The 16,560-nt window shown below is 54.1% G+C and carries 15 protein-coding genes; 3 read left to right on the plus strand and 12 right to left on the minus strand.

The window, feature by feature from the left end; all coding sequences use genetic code 11:
* Positions 1-150 precede the first annotated feature (150 nt).
* A complete protein-coding gene (locus TW80_RS17625; RefSeq protein WP_052700918.1) occupies positions 151-3,060 on the plus strand; it encodes a PAS domain S-box protein in 2,910 nt (969 codons plus the stop codon).
* A gap of 57 nt (positions 3,061-3,117) precedes the next feature.
* On the opposite strand, the gene acs is transcribed toward TW80_RS17625, so the two are convergent.
* Positions 3,118-5,076 carry an acetate--CoA ligase gene (acs, locus tag TW80_RS08460; protein ID WP_045996787.1) on the minus strand — a complete coding sequence of 653 codons (1,959 nt, stop codon included), beginning with the start codon at positions 5,074-5,076 and terminating at the stop codon, positions 3,118-3,120.
* A 196-nt stretch (positions 5,077-5,272) separates the two neighbouring features.
* Between acs and TW80_RS08465 the strand changes: the two genes are divergently transcribed.
* Both TW80_RS08465 and TW80_RS08470 read left to right on the plus strand, forming a co-directional pair.
* Positions 5,273-5,743 carry a YdcF family protein gene (locus tag TW80_RS08465; protein WP_045996788.1) on the plus strand — a complete coding sequence of 157 codons (471 nt, stop codon included), beginning with the start codon at positions 5,273-5,275 and terminating at the stop codon, positions 5,741-5,743.
* A gap of 53 nt (positions 5,744-5,796) precedes the next feature.
* A complete protein-coding gene (locus TW80_RS08470; RefSeq protein WP_045996789.1) occupies positions 5,797-6,489 on the plus strand; it encodes a hypothetical protein in 693 nt (230 codons plus the stop codon).
* On the opposite strand, the gene ureG is transcribed toward TW80_RS08470, so the two are convergent.
* The 11 genes from ureG to TW80_RS08520 all read right to left on the minus strand — a co-directional run bounded on the left by ureG (position 6,458) and on the right by TW80_RS08520 (position 16,495).
* Positions 6,458-7,069, minus strand: a complete 612-nt coding sequence (ureG, locus tag TW80_RS08475) for an urease accessory protein UreG (RefSeq protein ID WP_045996790.1) — start codon at positions 7,067-7,069, stop codon at positions 6,458-6,460. The genes TW80_RS08470 and ureG overlap by 32 nt on opposite strands.
* Positions 7,070-7,084: 15 nt before the next feature.
* On the minus strand, positions 7,085-7,720 hold the full coding sequence (locus TW80_RS08480) for an urease accessory protein UreF (protein WP_045996791.1): 636 nt from the start codon (positions 7,718-7,720) through the stop codon (positions 7,085-7,087).
* Positions 7,710-8,168, minus strand: a complete 459-nt coding sequence (locus tag TW80_RS08485; protein ID WP_045996792.1) for an urease accessory protein UreE — start codon at positions 8,166-8,168, stop codon at positions 7,710-7,712. The genes TW80_RS08480 and TW80_RS08485 overlap by 11 nt, the downstream gene beginning before the upstream one ends.
* Before the next feature lie 4 nt (positions 8,169-8,172).
* A complete protein-coding gene (locus TW80_RS08490; protein WP_157033222.1) occupies positions 8,173-8,772 on the minus strand; it encodes a hypothetical protein in 600 nt (199 codons plus the stop codon).
* A gap of 38 nt (positions 8,773-8,810) precedes the next feature.
* Positions 8,811-8,948: a hypothetical protein gene (locus TW80_RS18060; protein WP_157033223.1), complete on the minus strand. Its 138-nt coding sequence runs from the start codon at positions 8,946-8,948 to the stop codon at positions 8,811-8,813.
* Positions 8,949-9,044: 96 nt separating this feature from the next.
* Entirely contained in the window at positions 9,045-10,805 is a 1,761-nt protein-coding gene (gene ureC / locus TW80_RS08495; protein WP_045996794.1) for an urease subunit alpha, read from the minus strand.
* A gap of 1 nt (position 10,806) precedes the next feature.
* The gene (locus TW80_RS08500; protein WP_045996795.1) at positions 10,807-11,112 is read right to left on the minus strand and encodes an urease subunit beta; all 306 of its coding nucleotides are present in this window, start codon (positions 11,110-11,112) and stop codon (positions 10,807-10,809) included.
* Positions 11,113-11,146: 34 nt separating this feature from the next.
* A complete protein-coding gene (locus TW80_RS08505) occupies positions 11,147-11,449 on the minus strand; it encodes an urease subunit gamma (protein WP_045996796.1) in 303 nt (100 codons plus the stop codon).
* Between the two features lie 3 nt (positions 11,450-11,452).
* Positions 11,453-12,328 (minus strand): urease accessory protein UreD, encoded by an 876-nt coding sequence (locus TW80_RS08510; protein WP_239450502.1) that lies wholly within the window; start codon positions 12,326-12,328, stop codon positions 11,453-11,455.
* Positions 12,329-12,475: 147 nt separating this feature from the next.
* Positions 12,476-14,764 carry a glycosyl hydrolase family 28-related protein gene (locus TW80_RS08515; RefSeq protein WP_045996797.1) on the minus strand — a complete coding sequence of 763 codons (2,289 nt, stop codon included), beginning with the start codon at positions 14,762-14,764 and terminating at the stop codon, positions 12,476-12,478.
* Positions 14,765-14,929: 165 nt separating this feature from the next.
* Positions 14,930-16,495 carry a lysine--tRNA ligase gene (locus TW80_RS08520; RefSeq protein ID WP_045996798.1) on the minus strand — a complete coding sequence of 522 codons (1,566 nt, stop codon included), beginning with the start codon at positions 16,493-16,495 and terminating at the stop codon, positions 14,930-14,932.
* Positions 16,496-16,560: the final 65 nt, after the last annotated feature.

Raw genomic sequence — 16,560 nt, forward strand, 5'->3', positions numbered from 1 at the left:
GCCCCCCCTTCACAGTAGCAACGCTTGGCACTTGTTCATTTGGGAATTGAATGGACAACCTTTAATCGAGTGAAATATTTTTGAATATCGTTAACATCACCACGCACAAAGTTTTGCAAATTACAGTTGTTACAACGTCAGAAGGACGAAATGGTGGGGACCGCGAACTCTAAGTACCAGCTTACGCTGCGCAAACTGATCAATGAACGACAGTTTTCCAGCCTCGGTTTCGACGACGCCTTGCAGTTCTTCTGCAGGACCGTCGCTGATGTGCTGGACGTTGATCGGGTCAGTATTTGGGAATTCACCTCAGATCAATCTGCGCTTCACGCGGTCCTGCAATGGATCGCGTCAAAACAGGTCACGTCATCTGGTGACATTTTTACGCGCACGCAGGCCGAGCACTATTTTGAATGCGTCACAAGTGACCTTCAGCTTGTCATCAATGACACAATGTCCGACCCGCGCTGCCACGAACTCGCGGCATCGTATTTCCCAAAGCTCGGCATCACCTCGATGCTGGATTGCCAAATTCACAATATCGAAGCGATGATTGGCATTCTTTGCATTGAACACACGGGGCCACGGCGCGATTGGACCACCGAGGAACAGGACTTTGCCGTTTCGATCGCGAGCCTGATCTCATTTGTTTTCGAGAGCCATTCGCGCGCCAAGGCTGAAAAGCAGGTGACACTCCAGACAAAGCGGCTCGAGTTTTACGCGAGCCTCGCCTCTGACTGGCAGTGGACAACCGGACCAGAGCATTTCGTAACCGATGTTGTTGGCTCAGCGACATCCGGCGCGCCGAAGCCAGCAGAAATAATAGGCGAACAAATTTGGGAAATTCCAACACTCGTGCCACAGGATCGCTCGCGTGATGAGGTTGCGAATATCTTTTTGAAACAACAAGATGTAACAAACCTCGTATTTGCGACGTCGCACCCATGTGGAGACAAGTCATTCTGGGAGCTGACCGGGCGGCCAATTTATGACGAGGACGGGCTGTTTAGCGGATACTGGGGTGTCGCAAAGAACATCACCGAACGCCTAAAGGCGGAAATTGAGCTACGTTCAAGCGAACAGAAGTATAGAAACGCGGCGCGGCTCGCGAAGGTCGGTTCGTGGGTCTGGGATGAGATTGACGGGCGGATGACTTATTGCTCGCCTGAACTTGCAGATATCTATGCCGTCACACCCGACGAATTGATCAGACGCACCACCGCACACAAGCTTCCAGACGATACAATCCTTCGGGAAAAAGAGGCAGCATATGTCAAAGACCTGAGTTGGATTCACCCGGACGACCGGGACGCGTATCGTAAAGTCATCACCGATGCCCACGAGGACGAGACGGGCTATGAGATCGTCACGCGCATCATTCGCGACGATGGAACTGTTCGGACTTTACACGAATTGTGCGAGCCAGTGTTCAGCAAAGATGGGCAGTTCATCGCAACAACTGGTGTGCTGGTCGACATCACAGAGCAAGAGGAACGCAAAGACGAGCTGCGACGCAGCCGCGAACAGCTTGCTAATCTCATGGATAACATTCCCGGCGCGCTTTACCGTGTAAAGAACGATACGCATTGGACGCCGGTGTATACCAGCGCGGGGTTTGACCGGCTCTTTGGCTTTGACAGTAGCAAAAGCAAGGACGGCGAATCCCCATACGTTCGCGTTCTCAAAGAACGTGATCTGAAGATGATTGAAGAAGCGGTTTCCACGGCCATTGCCGAAGGCACCAGCTATGAATTCGAATATCCAGTGATGCGATCAAAAGATGAGCCTCCGATCTGGCTGTTTGAACGCGGCCGCCCGGTGCTATCGGCTACCGGCGAGGTCGAACTTGAAGGGATTTTGATTGAGGTCACCGAAAAACATGCCGCCGAAGAAGCATTGATTCAAAGCCAACGCCTTGACGCGGTCGGGCAACTTACGGGTGGCGTGGCGCATGACTTCAACAATCTACTGGCCGTCATCTTGGGTAATCTAGAAATTCTAAAAGACGAGATGGAAGACGGTCAGCCATCAGAGTTCGTACAATCCGCTATTGCCGCCACATTGCGGGGCGCAGATTTGACCAAAAACATGCTTAGCTTTGCACGCCAAGCGCGGCTCGCCCCGACGGTGTTTAACCTAAACGACGCGATCACAGGGGTGCAAAACTGGATTAGTCGCACATTGCCCGAAAACATAGAAATTGGGACTAAACTCGCGCCGGACCTCTGGAAGATCGAAGTCGACGCCGGTTCAACCGAGAGCCTCATTTTGAATCTGTTGCTGAATGCGCGTGACGCGATGCCCCAAGGCGGTCGTTTGACCATCGAGACAACAAACAAGGTGATCGGTGCCGATCTTCTTGAGGCGCCCAATGAAACCCTACAGCAGGGGCAATATGTACTGTTGTCGGTGACAGATACTGGGCATGGTATCCCGGATGAAATCCTTGATCGTATCTTTGAACCCTTTTTCACTACCAAACCTGTCGGCACCGGGTCTGGGCTAGGGTTGTCGATGATCCAAGGCTTTATCAAGCAATCAGGCGGCACCGTTCATGTTTACTCCGAAGAGAATATTGGAACCACCTTCAACATCTACTTCCGCGCGGCAACCAAGCAAGACGCGCTAACTGCACCAGAGGATGTCACGATACGCGCACTCCCCTTTCAAGGGGTTCGTGTTTTGCTCGCTGAAGACGAAACCGAAGTGGCCAAGATCATCGCGAAGACATTGGAAAAGCAAGGATGTTTGGTCACGTCTGCGATGAATGGCGACGAAGCTTTGTCCATATTTCAAACCAACCCGCACTTTGATTTGCTACTGACAGACATCGTGATGCCCGGTTCTTTGATGGGAACGCATCTTGCGCAATCCATCCGCAATATTCGTGACGATCTGCCGGTGATCTTTATGTCGGGCTACGCTAACGAAGCGCTCGTGCGCGGTAACGGTGTACACCCAGATGATATTCGCCTGAGCAAACCAATTAGTCGCGCGGACTTATTGAAGGCGGTGGATGAGGCGCTTCACCGTCAAAGCAGCGGTAAATTACTGCACTAGCTCAAAAACAAGAAAGGCCAGAGCGGATGCTCTGGCCTTCGGGCTGAGTGGGTCAGGTTAGCCCTTATTCATCCGGTTCTCGATCAAATCATCGACAACGGATGGATCAGCAAGCGTCGATGTATCCCCCAAGGAGCCAAAGTCATCCTCTGCGATTTTGCGCAGGATGCGACGCATAATCTTGCCAGAGCGGGTCTTGGGCAGACCGGGCGCCCATTGGATCAGATCGGGCTTTGCGATCGGGCCAATCTCGGACCGGACCCAAGTTTCCAGCTCTTTGCGCAATGCGTCAGATGGCTCTTCGCCACCCATCAAGGTCACATAGGCATAGATCCCCTGCCCTTTGATGTCATGCGGATAGCCGACAACGGCAGCCTCGGCGACCTTAGCATGAGCAACCAACGCGCTTTCGACTTCGGCTGTACCCATGCGGTGACCAGATACGTTGATCACGTCGTCTACGCGGCCCGTGATCCAGTAATACCCGTCATCGTCACGGCGGCAGCCATCACCTGTAAAGTAGTAGCCTTTATAGTCGCTAAAGTAGGTCTTTTCGAAGCGTTCGTGATCACCCCAAACAGTGCGCATCTGTGCAGGCCAGCTATCTTTGATGCACAGCACGCCTTCGGCAGCGGTATCATGGATTTCTTCGCCAGAGGTTGGCTCGAGGATCACCGGCTGGACACCAAAGAACGGCAATGTAGCCGATCCCGGCTTGGTCGCAGTTGCGCCCGGTAATGGCGTCAACAGGTGACCACCTGTTTCAGTCTGCCACCATGTATCGACGATTGGCACAATACCTTTACCGACAACATCGTTGTACCAATTCCAAGCCTCAGGGTTGATCGGTTCGCCGACTGTGCCCAGAACCTTAAGGTCAGAGAGATCATATTTCTCAACAAACTCAGTCCCCTGCCCCATCAGAGCACGAATAGCAGTTGGCGCGGTGTAGAATTGATTGACCTTGTGCTTTTCGCAAACGGCCCAGAAACGACCTGCGTCTGGATAGGTTGGCACACCTTCGAACATCACAGTTGTCGCACCGTTGGCGAGCGGGCCATAGACGATATAGCTGTGCCCAGTGACCCAGCCCACGTCGGCAGTACACCAGAAGATGTCACCGTCGTGATAGTCAAAGGTGTATTGATGGGTCATCGACGCATAGACGATGTAGCCACCCGTCGAGTGCACAACACCCTTTGGCTGACCAGTCGAACCGGATGTGTAAAGAATGAACAGCGGATCTTCGGCGTTCATTTCTTCGGGCGGGCAGTCTGCACCAACCTTTTCTTCCATTTCGTGCAGCCAGTAATCGCCTGTCGGACGCCAAGCGATCTGCTGACCTGTGCGCTTAACAACGAGGCATTTTACTTCGTCAAAATCATTCAGCAGCGCCTGGTTCACGCTGTCCTTTAGGTTTGTCACACGTCCACCGCGCGGCGCACCATCTGCGGTGATCACGACCTTTGCATCACAGGCATTGATCCGCGCGCCAAGCGCCTCGGCGGAAAAACCAGCAAAAACAATTGAATGGATCGCGCCAATACGCGCACAGGCAAGCATCGCATAGGCGGCCTCGGGAATCATTGGCAGGTACAACACAACCCGGTCGCCTTTGCTGACGCCCATTTCTTTCAGAACATTCGCCATCTTGCAGGTGCGTTCGTGCAGCTGTTTGTAGGTGATGTGCTGGGCTTCGTCGTCGACGCTGTCAGGTTCCCAGATGATCGCGGTCTGATCGCCGCGCTCGGCAAGGTGACGGTCAATACAGTTGGCCGTGACGTTCAATGTGCCATCTTCGAACCAACGGATATCGACGTTGCCGGGTGCAAAGCTAGTGTTCTTAACCTTTGTAAATGGCTTGATCCAATCGACGCGCTTGCCGTGTTCACCCCAGAATGCCTCGGGGTCAGAAATCGACTGTGCATACATCGCATCATATGTCGCCTTATCAGCGTGCGCAGCCGCGGCAGCTTCGGCAGATGGCGGATACAGCTTGGATGTTTGATCTGTCATGGTCTCTCCCCCCTTTGACGTGTATTTTAGGCCCAGCTAAAGAACTGGCGACCTCCTCCGGAGGCTATCATGATCAGAATGATCCAGAATCCAAGCTGTTGCGCTACACCGATATGCAATTTGTCAATCTTAACACCCGCAGGGCGAGAAATCTGTTAAGTAATTTACATCCCCCTACCAAGAGGCCAACACGAACATGAAAGCTGACGCCATTCTTGTCCTAGGTGCCGCCGTACATCAAGATGGCCCGTCGCCTGCAATGCGCCGCCGCACCCTGCACGCCGTAAAACTATGGAAAGATGGCGCAGCCCCAGTAATCGTACCCTGTGGCGGCATCGGCGCACACACACCAGCAGAGTCATTCGCCATGCGCGAAATATTGACTGAAAACGACGTACCAGCCGAGGCGATCATTTGCGAAAGCACATCCAAAACGACGTTTGAAAATATTCAAAACGCGCGAAAAATCATTGCGGACAGAACAATCATCATCGTAACCGACACCTATCACGCACAACGCGCGGCGATGGTCGCGCGGCATTTTGGGTTTCTGCCGATATGTTCTTGTCCTGCCCCAACGCATTTTCATCTAAAACAGCATACACGCGAAATCATTGCGCGGCTCGCCTATGCAATCAAACTTTGGCGACATTCGCGACAAGGTTAACCGCAAGTTAAGAATGTTTAACGCAAACTGCCCCAAGACAAACTGGGGCTCATATGCGTTTCACTCTCTTTTTCATGCTCGTCTTGTGGCTTTGCGCGCCCGCGCAGGCCGGACCGTGGACGCGCGAGAATCACCAGCTATTCACATCGAGCGGTGCAAATTTCCTATTGTCCGAAGGTGCGCAGCTACCGGTAAACTATGATCCCACGTTCTATGCCGAATATGGGCTGAATGGCACGGTAACGATGGGGCTCGATTATCATACAGCCGACCAAGGGCGCATTCAGGCAGCAGTGGTTTTTGCCAGCTTCCCCATTGGGCAGGCCGTCGCACCGAATACTTGGTCGGCGCATATCGGGCTTGGCGCACGTGCGGACGCAATCAACCCGGTCGAGCAACTCACCCGCGGTGGCATTTCTTGGGGGCGTGGGCTGTCAAATGGTTGGCTCGCTATGGACGCAAGCGCTACCGTCGGGGACATCGACCGTATCTGGCGCGCCAAAGCCGATTTCACATGGGGGCGGAACCTTGGTGATCATTGGATGGTGATTGGACAGATCCAAACCGGGCAAGGCTATGACGATGATACCTACGCCAAACTGAACCCATCCATTGTTTGGCGGATAAACGACAAATATGCCATCAGCCTTGGGGCTGTTCAGGCCGTTACGGGCGATCGAGGATCGGCGCTTAAGCTGGATCTGTGGTCCACCTCTACAATCCGCCGACCTCGCGCAGCAGAGTAATCACCGCGTCAACGCCCTGCCCGTTGCGCAGGCTCGCAAATACCGTGGGCAGATCGCCACGCATCCGCGCTGCATCGCGCTCCATAACCTCGAGCGACGCACCGACATGTGGGGCAAGATCGGTTTTGTTAATCACCAAAATATCGGATCGGCAGATGGCCGGGCCACCTTTGCGTGGGATTTCTTCGCCCGCAGCAACGTCGATGACATAGATCGTGACATCTGCCAGTTCTGGGCTAAACGTCGCTGACAGATTGTCCCCGCCGCTCTCGACAAAAACGAGCTCAAGATCATCATGGCGCGCGCGCATTTCCGCAATCGCCGCAAGGTTAATCGAGGCATCCTCGCGGATGGCAGTATGTGGGCATCCACCTGTTTCGACACCCATTACGCGGTCAGCAGGCAGGATTTGCATCCGCATCAAGGCCTCGGCGTCTTCTTGGGTGTAGATGTCATTGGTGATGACCCCCAGACTATGATGATCCTTTAGCGCCTTTGCCAAATTTGCGGTCAACGTTGTCTTGCCGGCGCCAACGGGTCCACCGATCCCAACGCGCAAAGGCCCATTTGGTGACGTCATTTTTGCTCCATTCGTTTATGATCGGAAAATTCGGGGCTGCTGAGCGGCATGTTGCATGGATGCGATATCAATCGCAAAACTCGCTGTTCCGATGTCATCCAGTTCAGCCTCTATCGCCTCTGCTGCGACAGTGGCGCAAGTCTTTGACAGCCCCGCCAAGATGCGCTGCGCTTCGGTTTGCCCCAGTGGCATAAGACGCTGCGCGGCCTGCACGAGGTTGCTCGCAAATGCCTGCAACCAGATTTGCGCGGTCGGCAATGCGGGAATATCCATCAAACGCGCGGCCCGACCAACAGCTACAGGATAGGCCATATCGGGCAGTTCAATCCCCCAGACAGCCCGCGTCGTCGCGGCAAAGGCTGCGCCTTGCTGCATCGTCTCCATCCGCCGCTCCATCGAGGGTGAGAGCGCAGCGGCCAGCTCTGCGATTGGGCCAACATCATCTGCCGCATGTGCAGAACAGAGCAAAATCGCATCCGAACGCCCCGCCCCGAGTGTCAGAACCGCATCCAGCCAATCCGCTAACTCAGCGGCATCATTGACGTCACCACGTTGAATGGCCCGCTCTAACCCATGGGACCAAGCGAATGCGCCAATCGGATAGGCAGGCGACAGCCATTGCGTCAATGTCAGCAAATGTTCAGTGTGCATGTGAATGACCGTGATCATGCCCCATCGTGCGCCCATGACCATAGGCACCACCCTCTGGGGTAAACGGACCATCAACATCCGTGACCGTCGCACCAAGCTGTTCCAGCATGCCGCGCATCACCTTTTCGCGCTGCACGAACAGTGCATCAGGCGTGATTGCGCAAGGCGCGTGACGGTTGCCAATGTGCCACGCAAGACGCACCAGATCACCCGTAACCCGCATGAGCGGCTCATCAGCCGCGACGACCGCGATCTGGCGACCATCATCGAGCACAAAGACATGCCCCGCCTCGACCGAAGTGGTTTGCGGCAAGTCCACCAAAAACGCATCTCCTGCTTCGGTAATGAGCCGTTTACGTCGCAAAAGACGCGCGTCATAGGTCAACCGCACCTCGCCAAAAACTTGCCCATGTGCGTGTTCGTGAATCTGATATGCAACGGCCGTCATGTGATCACCCCTTTGCCTTTTCGATCCGCACAACCCGAAACGTGGACGGCGCGTCCATCGCTGCCCCTTGGTAGGAACTGACATAGGCCAACCCGAGTTGCGGTAGATAATGCAGACCTTCAGTATAAGAGGTTCTGCTGTTCACATATTCGACGTGCCCCGGAATAACCGTGTAAGAGCAACGACCAAAGTTCATCGACACAGCGTCCTGCCACTGCACATGAACCTTTTCATCATAGGTTTGATAAATTTCATGGACGCGTTGGTTGCCACGAAATTCAGTGCCTGCCTGCGGCAAGGGCAAACGAGCTGCAGGCGTCTCAAATTCATTGGTAACGCGGCTGGTCGGATCCACTTCGCCGTCGTCGAATGCGGCGCGCTCGACCAAATACACGCCGCGTGCCAATACGTACTGCGTCTGTTCGCCATCCGGAAGAACTACATCAACCTGAACATAATCGTCCGCTGCAGACCGAAAAACCTCGACCAAACCGTCGGACTGGACCAATTGAATTCCGTTGTTCAGATCCGCAGAATTAGGGCAGGCAGCCCAAGCTGATGCCGGAGCCATCAGCAACCCCAGCACAACCGACGTCTGTTTCATCATGCCCCCTTTGATTTTCATCAAAGGGGAAACACGGTTTAGCGATGTGTCGCCTTGCGCAGCGCCCATTTGCTGAGCGTCATTGGCGATTTGACGGTCGCGACCACTGCGACCCGAGCAAGCTCGAGAAACATTTCGCGGTTGGAGATCAGTGTGTTGTTCGTCTGGAAAGTCATATTGAGCCTCGTCAAAAGCGATGTCTTTCCTCCCTGACCTCAACGTAGGATGCTGCATCGCAGCAATCAAGTGTTTTATAAATGACGTTACGGCCATCAGAACAGAAAATACCTTTGTGCCATTGGCAATTCTTGGGCCGGCTCACAGGTCAACAACTCCCCGTCGGCGCGCACCTCGTAGGTTTCTGGGTTTACCTCCATATGCGGCATCGCGTCATTCAGCTTTAGATCGCGTTTACCAATACCGCGTGTATTTGTGACAGGCAGCGTTTGCTTGGCTAGGCCAAGACGATCACCAAGACCCGCATCAAATGCGGCTGCACTGACAAAGGTCACCGCAGAATTTTCAACAGAACGCCCGTAAGCCCCAAACATCGGACGCGAATAGACTGGCTGCGGCGTGGGAATTGAGGCGTTCGGATCGCCCATCTGCGCGGCAACAATTGTGCCACCCATCAGGATCATCTCTGGCTTCACGCCAAAGAACGCCGGGTTCCACATGACCAGATCGGCGCGTTTGCCGACTTCGATTGATCCAACATGCTTTGATATGCCATGCGCGATTGCAGGGTTGATGGTATATTTTGCGATATAACGACGTACACGCATGTTATCGTTGTCGCCGGTTTCCTCGGGCAACCCGCCGCGCTGCTTCTTCATCTTGTCAGCGGTCTGCCATGTACGGATGATCACTTCGCCTACACGACCCATCGCCTGACTGTCAGAGGCAATGATCGAAAACGCGCCCATGTCGTGCAAAATATCCTCGGCGGCAATCGTTTCCCGACGAATGCGGCTTTCTGCAAAGGCTACGTCTTCGGGGATCGATTTATCAAGGTGGTGACATACCATCAGCATATCGAGATGCTCATCAACTGTATTCACCGTAAATGGCCGCGTCGGGTTCGTCGAAGACGGCAACACATGTTCTTCGCCGCAGATCTTAATAATGTCAGGCGCATGACCGCCACCTGCACCTTCGGTGTGGAATGCGTGGATGGTACGCCCCTTCATTGCGCCGACTGTGTTTTCCACAAAGCCTGATTCATTCAGCGTATCCGTATGGATCATCACCTGCACATCCATCGCATCAGCCACAGACAGACAGGTATCAATCGCAGCCGGAGTAGTGCCCCAATCTTCGTGCAGCTTCAAACAGGACGCGCCGCCCAACACCTGCTCTTCCAATGCCGCGGGCAGTGACGCATTTCCCTTGCCCGCAAAGGCGAGGTTCATCGGAAACGCATCCGCCGCCTGCATCATTCGTCCAATATGCCATGTCCCCGGCGTACATGTCGTCGCCAGCGTTCCATGCGCAGGGCCAGTGCCGCCACCAATCATCGTGGTCAGGCCAGAATGCAGCGCATCTTCGATCTGCTGCGGACAGATAAAGTGGATATGGCTATCAATCCCACCCGCTGTGAGAATGCGACCTTCGCCAGCAATCGCCTCGGTGCCTGGGCCAACAATAATATTAACGCCGGGCTGTGTATCTGGGTTACCTGCCTTTCCGATGGCAACAATTACACCGTCCTTTAGACCGACATCAGCCTTAATGATGCCCTTCCAATCCACGATCAGAGCATTGGTAATAACGGTATCAACAGCGCCCTCAGCACGGGCCGCTTGGCTTTGGCCCATACCGTCGCGGATGACCTTACCACCACCAAATTTGACCTCTTCTCCATACGCCAGCGCGTTATCCCCCGAACCACCCGTCATCGCCGCACCTGCGGCTTCTGCGATCAGGTCGCGCTCTACCTCAATAATCAAATCCGTATCGGCCAACCGGACCTTATCGCCAACGGTTGGGCCAAACATTGCAGCGTAATCGCGGCGGGAAATAGTTGCTGGCATCTCAAAGATCCCCCATGACTTTTGCATTAAATCCGAACACGCGACGCGCGCCCGACAGCGGGATCAACTGCACCTCGCGACGTTGACCAGGCTCAAAACGTACAGCGGTGCCCGCCGCGATATCCAAGCGCATCCCGCGCGCCGCGTCCCGATCAAAATCAAGGGCCGGGTTGGTTTCAGCAAAATGAAAATGCGACCCCACCTGAACGGGGCGATCACCTGTATTCGCGACTTCAACGGTCAAAGCCGTCGCGCCAGCATTCAACGTCAATTCGCCTGCTGCGGGGATAATTTCTCCGGGTTTCATTGCCCTACCTCGCTTTGTTCCAAATACTCAAAAATCAACGGATCGGATCGTGGACCGTGACCAATTTGGTCCCGTCGGGAAAAGTTGCCTCGACCTGCACTTCGTGGATCATCTCAGCAATGCCATCCATCACCTGTTCACGTGTGATCACCTGCGCACCAGCCTGCATCATGTCAGCAACGGACCGACCATCGCGCGCGCCCTCAACCACGGCATCTGTGATCAACGCAATTGCCTCTGGATAATTCAGCTTTACGCCACGCGCCAAACGCTTGCGCGCTACCTCGGCCGCCATAGCAACCAATAATTTGTCTTTTTCACGAGGGGTGAGTTGCATGGGTCATAGTCTCCAGACACGTGGGATTGGCGCAGTCGAGAGCGCCTCAACAATAGGAATAAGCTGGCAGCGCAACGCAAACCCGTCTTTGGCTAATAGCCGCACCAGCAAAACATCATCAGCGATCAAACTGGCACCACTCTTCGCGTCTAGCGCACCGAGACGCGCAAGGCTTTCTGCCTGATCACCAACAAACAAGACAGTCGCCATCGCACCCGCACCATGTGCGATTGCCCTGCGGGCAAGGATATTTTTCGCATTTCCGATCAAGCGGATGGCGTCAGCGAATACCAATTTTTCATCGCGCCAAATACGCCATTGGTCCGTAAAATGGACGGTCTCGACAGTTTCGCCCATTGCCACACGACCAAAGATGATCGGCTCAACAACTAGTGCGCTTGCCGTGCCCGTCATATGGACATGCATGCGCCGCGCAAGAGAGGCTTGATCAAACAAAATGGTTTCCTGCGGTAGCCAATCGATGCGCCCTTTATCGGCGATGTTCAGCGTCACAGACGATTGCGCAATTTGGCCGGGCTGGGCGCGGTACGCGCGTTCTGCGGCTTGCGATGACAGTACAACATGCGCGCCCGGCTGAGCGTCGACATCGATCGTCATTTTGTCACCACCCGTCAGACCGCCCGCAGTATTCAAGAACACGGCATCCAACGCAGCCCCACGCACCTGTGGAAACAGTGCCTTGAGCGATCCCTCTTGGCGCAAATCTGCGATGACGGATTCGTCACCCCGTCGTTTCGCGCTTAGCCGTAACGCCCCCTTGGCCCGTGGCACGATAGGAGCAGCTTGTGTCATTTGAATGTTGGCAGCGTAGGTGATGCTGTGCCCCCAGCGATGGTGTTTCGCTGTGCAAGTTGCCAAGAAATGGCGCAGCAAGGCCAGCAATCACCCGGAAATTTGCTCAAGTTTTCACACCACCCCGGCAAAACGCCCAAAAATTCAGCAAGCACGCCTACCCTAAAACGCAAAAAGAGCGCCAAAGGCGCTCTTCTCGGATGATTGGCTGCATCAATATGTGTCGTCCATCCGAACCTGGTAGCGAACCCGCCCTTTGACGGCGCTCCCCCAATTGAGGTGCACACTACGCTGGTCTGACCCTTTGTCGCCCTCGGCCCAAGGCAGTTCGTGAATGCGTGTGCCAGAATTATTGGTAATCGGACCGTCAGGCATCACATTATCTACGAACCGGGCATGCCCCAAGAACGGCAATGAAACAGTGGTATCCATGACCCATGTTACGGCCGCTGTTTCCTGCTCATGCTCGAGTATCACCGGATTGGACGCCGGTTCTGACACGTTGCTAAAGGTGTTACCGTAAAATTCGAACCCGCGTGTCCGACTAAAATCCAACTCTGCAAATGTTGTATCGACTTGCTCGACCCTGTCGATCTTGCCGTTCAGGGATCGGAACACATTCCCCTGCACAGCAAAGCCGTTGATGAAATGCCCCGGACCATAAGGTTTGATCACAATAAACCGCGACCAAGGAGCGACATCATTGATCGTGAAAATATTACCCGTGATCGTTAGCCCACCAAAGGAAAATTGCGAATCAAAGGCCGGGTCGCTGCTGTGTTCATTCGTCCATTCGATGAAATTGTTATCGCAGTAATTGCCCGTAAAGATCGTCTTGGGATTGGGTGTAGTCAGGATAATGCCGCCCTTGCGCACCCCCAATGTTTCATTGTCACCGTTGAACCAGTGATTGCCCGCGATCAATGAACCCGTCCCAGACAGGATACAGTAATGCTTAAACCGGCTTGCCCGATTGTTACGGATTTTCACGTCGTTTGCGTTGGCATTGAACGCGATGCTGACACGGTCGGTGACAGGCAATGATTGCTCGTTCGACACGAATTGGCAGCGATCAATCATCATCCCCTGACAACCATTTCCGGGCGAGGTAATGCCGCGATCCTTTGGCTTGGTGATAAAACAATCTCGGACATGGAAGGTGCTACCAGCCGGGGCCAGAATGATACCGCTGGCTACACCGCGCCCCTGAAATTCGATGTCATCCAGATTGAAGCGGCTGAATTTTTCATACCCCGAGAAATCCAACATGTATTTGAACCGGGTAAAGGTGAAAACTTGACTGCCCTCAGCATCATATAGGGGGGCGCTGAGCTGTAGGGTTTGCGCATCGACATCAACCGAAGTGACATAGATTTCGCGACCAACCCCATTCCCTTCGACCAAAGCCCCCATCGGGATGTTTTCGACGTTTACCACATCCGTCAAAACTAAATCGTCACTCGCAGAATAGGTCGCTTGCGATGTCACCAGTTCCGTATCCCACGCGGCACTATCGTTTGGTTCGAAATGTCCATTGCGTACAACGCGACGTGTCTCGAACCGTGTCCGCGTCGGATCACAGGCTTGCATGTCAACTGGCTCGGTCAACAGGATACGCCGACCACACAAATCCAAAGACTCGTGGTCAGCAAAGTTAATCAACGCCTGATAGGCTTTTTTGAATGCGGTCTCTTCATCCTTGAACGCATCAAGGTAGGCGTCAAAATCATAGCCACGCTGTAAAATGAACCGATGCTCGGCGGCTTGAACGATCCGCCCCTCAAACTTGACGTGGTTTTCCATCGTCACATTGCTTTGCAACAGATAGCTCCCGGCGGGAACCACGACAGTGCGCCCATCAGCGGCGGCATCTGCGGCCTCGAACGCGGCACTGTCGTCAGTTACACCATCACCCATTGCGCCAAAGTCACGGACGTCGACAATCGCCAACAGATCGCGGGTAAAAACGCTGCTGACATCTTCGATTGTGATGTCGTCAATGCGTATGACACCGCCTGTCGGTCCGGTTAGATCAACCCCAAAGTGGCCATAGTCCGCGCCGTTCCAGACCATATCAACACCAGTGCGGTTACCCGTACCGATAATCGCCGAAACCTCGACAACCTGGCCATAGCTGGTCAGTTGGGTCGCCGGACCAAATGCGGGTAGTCCGCTCGCTGGTGCACCGCCAGCAAGCCCTGCCCAACCTGAAACACGAACTGCGGGGAATGGACCAGAAATAGCCTTCACCCGCGCTGTCACGCGCAAATAGCATCCCGGCAAAATGGGGGTCTCGCCCATGTAGCGCACGCGCGCCGTCGGATCGACCTTGAGCACCTCAAGGCATCCGGCAAAGTCGGCATCAGCCGCAACATAAACACCTGACCCGCTGATGGCATAGGTATCAGAGCCGGGCGTTCCATCCCCGCTCGACCAAATGCCTAACCCTGCCGAGAATGGCAGCGGCTGAAATACAATCCCGTCTGTAATCGCTTTGTTCATGGAAATACCTTCTCTGGCAGCGTCTTGTCTGGCCGCGCATTCCGCTTGGCCGCTGCAAAAGAGGTACGTGAAACTACTAAACCCGCCCTGACACCACCGTCACGGTGGGGGACGCAACGCAAAAGGCCGGGCATAACCCGGCCTCTCTACAACATTTTATGACAGTTAGCTGTTTAGCTGATTTTCAATCAATGCGATGGTTTCTTCGACACCGTATAGCGCGATAAAGCCGCCGAAGCGTGGCCCTTGGGATGCACCCAGCAACACTTCATAAAGTGCGGTGAACCAGTTCCGCAAAGGATCGAAATTATGCTCTTTCCCGACCGCAAAGACCATTGATTGCAATGCTTCTGCATCCAATCCGCCATCCCATTCCTTGAGCCGCGCAGCCAAATCTTCGAGCGCAGTGCGTTCTTGGTCGGTTGGGGCGCGATAAACCTTGGTCGGTTTCACAAAGTCATTGTAGTAGCGCACCGCGAAACCTGCGGCTTGATCCATCTGCGGGTTCTTTTCAGCAGAGGCCTCGGGTGCATAACGCTGAATAAAGCCCCATAGCGTTTCTTTGTCCTCGGCACCCGAAACTGATGCAAGGTTCAGCAACATCGCGAATGGCACAACCATATCAGACGCGGGCACATTGTGGCCGTGGATATGAAACACAGGGTTGTTCAATTTACCCTTGTCGTCTTGATCAGGATAGGCACGCAGCTGTTGGTGGTATTCATCAACAGCCTTTGGAATCACATCAAAATGCATGCGCTTTGCGGTCTTGGGCTTGAGATACATAAAGTAAGACAAGCTATCAGTTGCCGCATAGGTCAGCCATTCGTCGATAGTCAGACCATTGCCTGAAGTCTTGGAAATTTTGTGACCTTCGGAATCAAGGAACAATTCGTAGGTAAAGTTCTCGGGCGGACGCCCACCCAGCGCGCGACAAATGCCGCCGTAAATCGCCGTATTGGTCGCGTGATCTTTTCCGTACATCTCAAAATCAACGCCAAGCGCTGCCCAACGCGCGCCAAAGTCAGGCTTCCATTGAAGTTTGCAGTTCCCACCCGTCACCGGGACAGTCACGTCAGTGCCATCCTCATCGGTAAAGGTGATCATGCCGTCTTTGGTGACTTCTTTCATTGGCACATAAAGAACCCGGCCAGTGGTCGGGCTGATCGGCAAAAAGATCGAATAAGTCTGACGACGCTCTTCGCGCAGAGACTTCAGCATGATCTTCATCACATCGTCGTATTTATCCGCAGCCTTTAGCAGAATTTCGTCCATCTTGCCCGAGGTGTAATACTCGGTCGAAGAGGCGAAATCATATTCAAAACCAAAGGTATCCAAAAACGTCTTAAGACGCCCATTCATATGCTCGCCAAAGCTGCCGTGGGTGCCAAACGGATCAGGCACGGCGGTCAGCGGTTTTTGCAAGAATGGCTCGAGCGCCGCAGGATCAGGCACGTTGCCCGGAATTTTGCGCATGCCATCCATGTCATCGGAAAAACAAAGCAGCTTGGTCGGAATGTCAGAAATCACTTCGAATGCGCGGCGCACCATGGTGGTTCTGCCGACCTCTCCGAAGGTGCCGATGTGTGGCAGACCTGATGGGCCATAACCAGTCTCAAACAAGACGTACCCCTTTTCAGGGTCCTTCTTTTCGTAACGTTTGAGCACCCGGCGCGCCTCTTCAAAAGGCCAAGCCTTGGATGTCATCGCCGCGTCGCGCAAATTGGTCATGGTTTATCTCGCATATTGGGGCACCCCCATTGGTGCCATACCTGACGCTCTCCCTATTGCGACAA

It is taken from the genome of Loktanella sp. S4079 (assembly GCF_000967725.1).
Classification (GTDB): Bacteria; Pseudomonadota; Alphaproteobacteria; order Rhodobacterales; family Rhodobacteraceae; genus Yoonia.

Coding starts and splice junctions, on each gene's coding strand:
- TW80_RS17625 (WP_052700918.1), top strand. CDS start 151: ATGGTGGGGACCGCGAACTCTAAGTACCAGCTTACGCTGCGCAAACTG.
- acs (WP_045996787.1), bottom strand. CDS start 5,076: ATGACAGATCAAACATCCAAGCTGTATCCGCCATCTGCCGAAGCTGCC.
- TW80_RS08465 (WP_045996788.1), top strand. CDS start 5,273: ATGAAAGCTGACGCCATTCTTGTCCTAGGTGCCGCCGTACATCAAGAT.
- TW80_RS08470 (WP_045996789.1), top strand. CDS start 5,797: ATGCGTTTCACTCTCTTTTTCATGCTCGTCTTGTGGCTTTGCGCGCCC.
- ureG (WP_045996790.1), bottom strand. CDS start 7,069: ATGACGTCACCAAATGGGCCTTTGCGCGTTGGGATCGGTGGACCCGTT.
- TW80_RS08480 (WP_045996791.1), bottom strand. CDS start 7,720: ATGCACACTGAACATTTGCTGACATTGACGCAATGGCTGTCGCCTGCC.
- TW80_RS08485 (WP_045996792.1), bottom strand. CDS start 8,168: ATGACGGCCGTTGCATATCAGATTCACGAACACGCACATGGGCAAGTT.
- TW80_RS08490 (WP_157033222.1), bottom strand. CDS start 8,772: ATGAAACAGACGTCGGTTGTGCTGGGGTTGCTGATGGCTCCGGCATCA.
- TW80_RS18060 (WP_157033223.1), bottom strand. CDS start 8,948: ATGACTTTCCAGACGAACAACACACTGATCTCCAACCGCGAAATGTTT.
- ureC (WP_045996794.1), bottom strand. CDS start 10,805: ATGCCAGCAACTATTTCCCGCCGCGATTACGCTGCAATGTTTGGCCCA.
- TW80_RS08500 (WP_045996795.1), bottom strand. CDS start 11,112: ATGAAACCCGGAGAAATTATCCCCGCAGCAGGCGAATTGACGTTGAAT.
- TW80_RS08505 (WP_045996796.1), bottom strand. CDS start 11,449: ATGCAACTCACCCCTCGTGAAAAAGACAAATTATTGGTTGCTATGGCG.
- TW80_RS08515 (WP_045996797.1), bottom strand. CDS start 14,764: ATGAACAAAGCGATTACAGACGGGATTGTATTTCAGCCGCTGCCATTC.
- TW80_RS08520 (WP_045996798.1), bottom strand. CDS start 16,495: ATGACCAATTTGCGCGACGCGGCGATGACATCCAAGGCTTGGCCTTTT.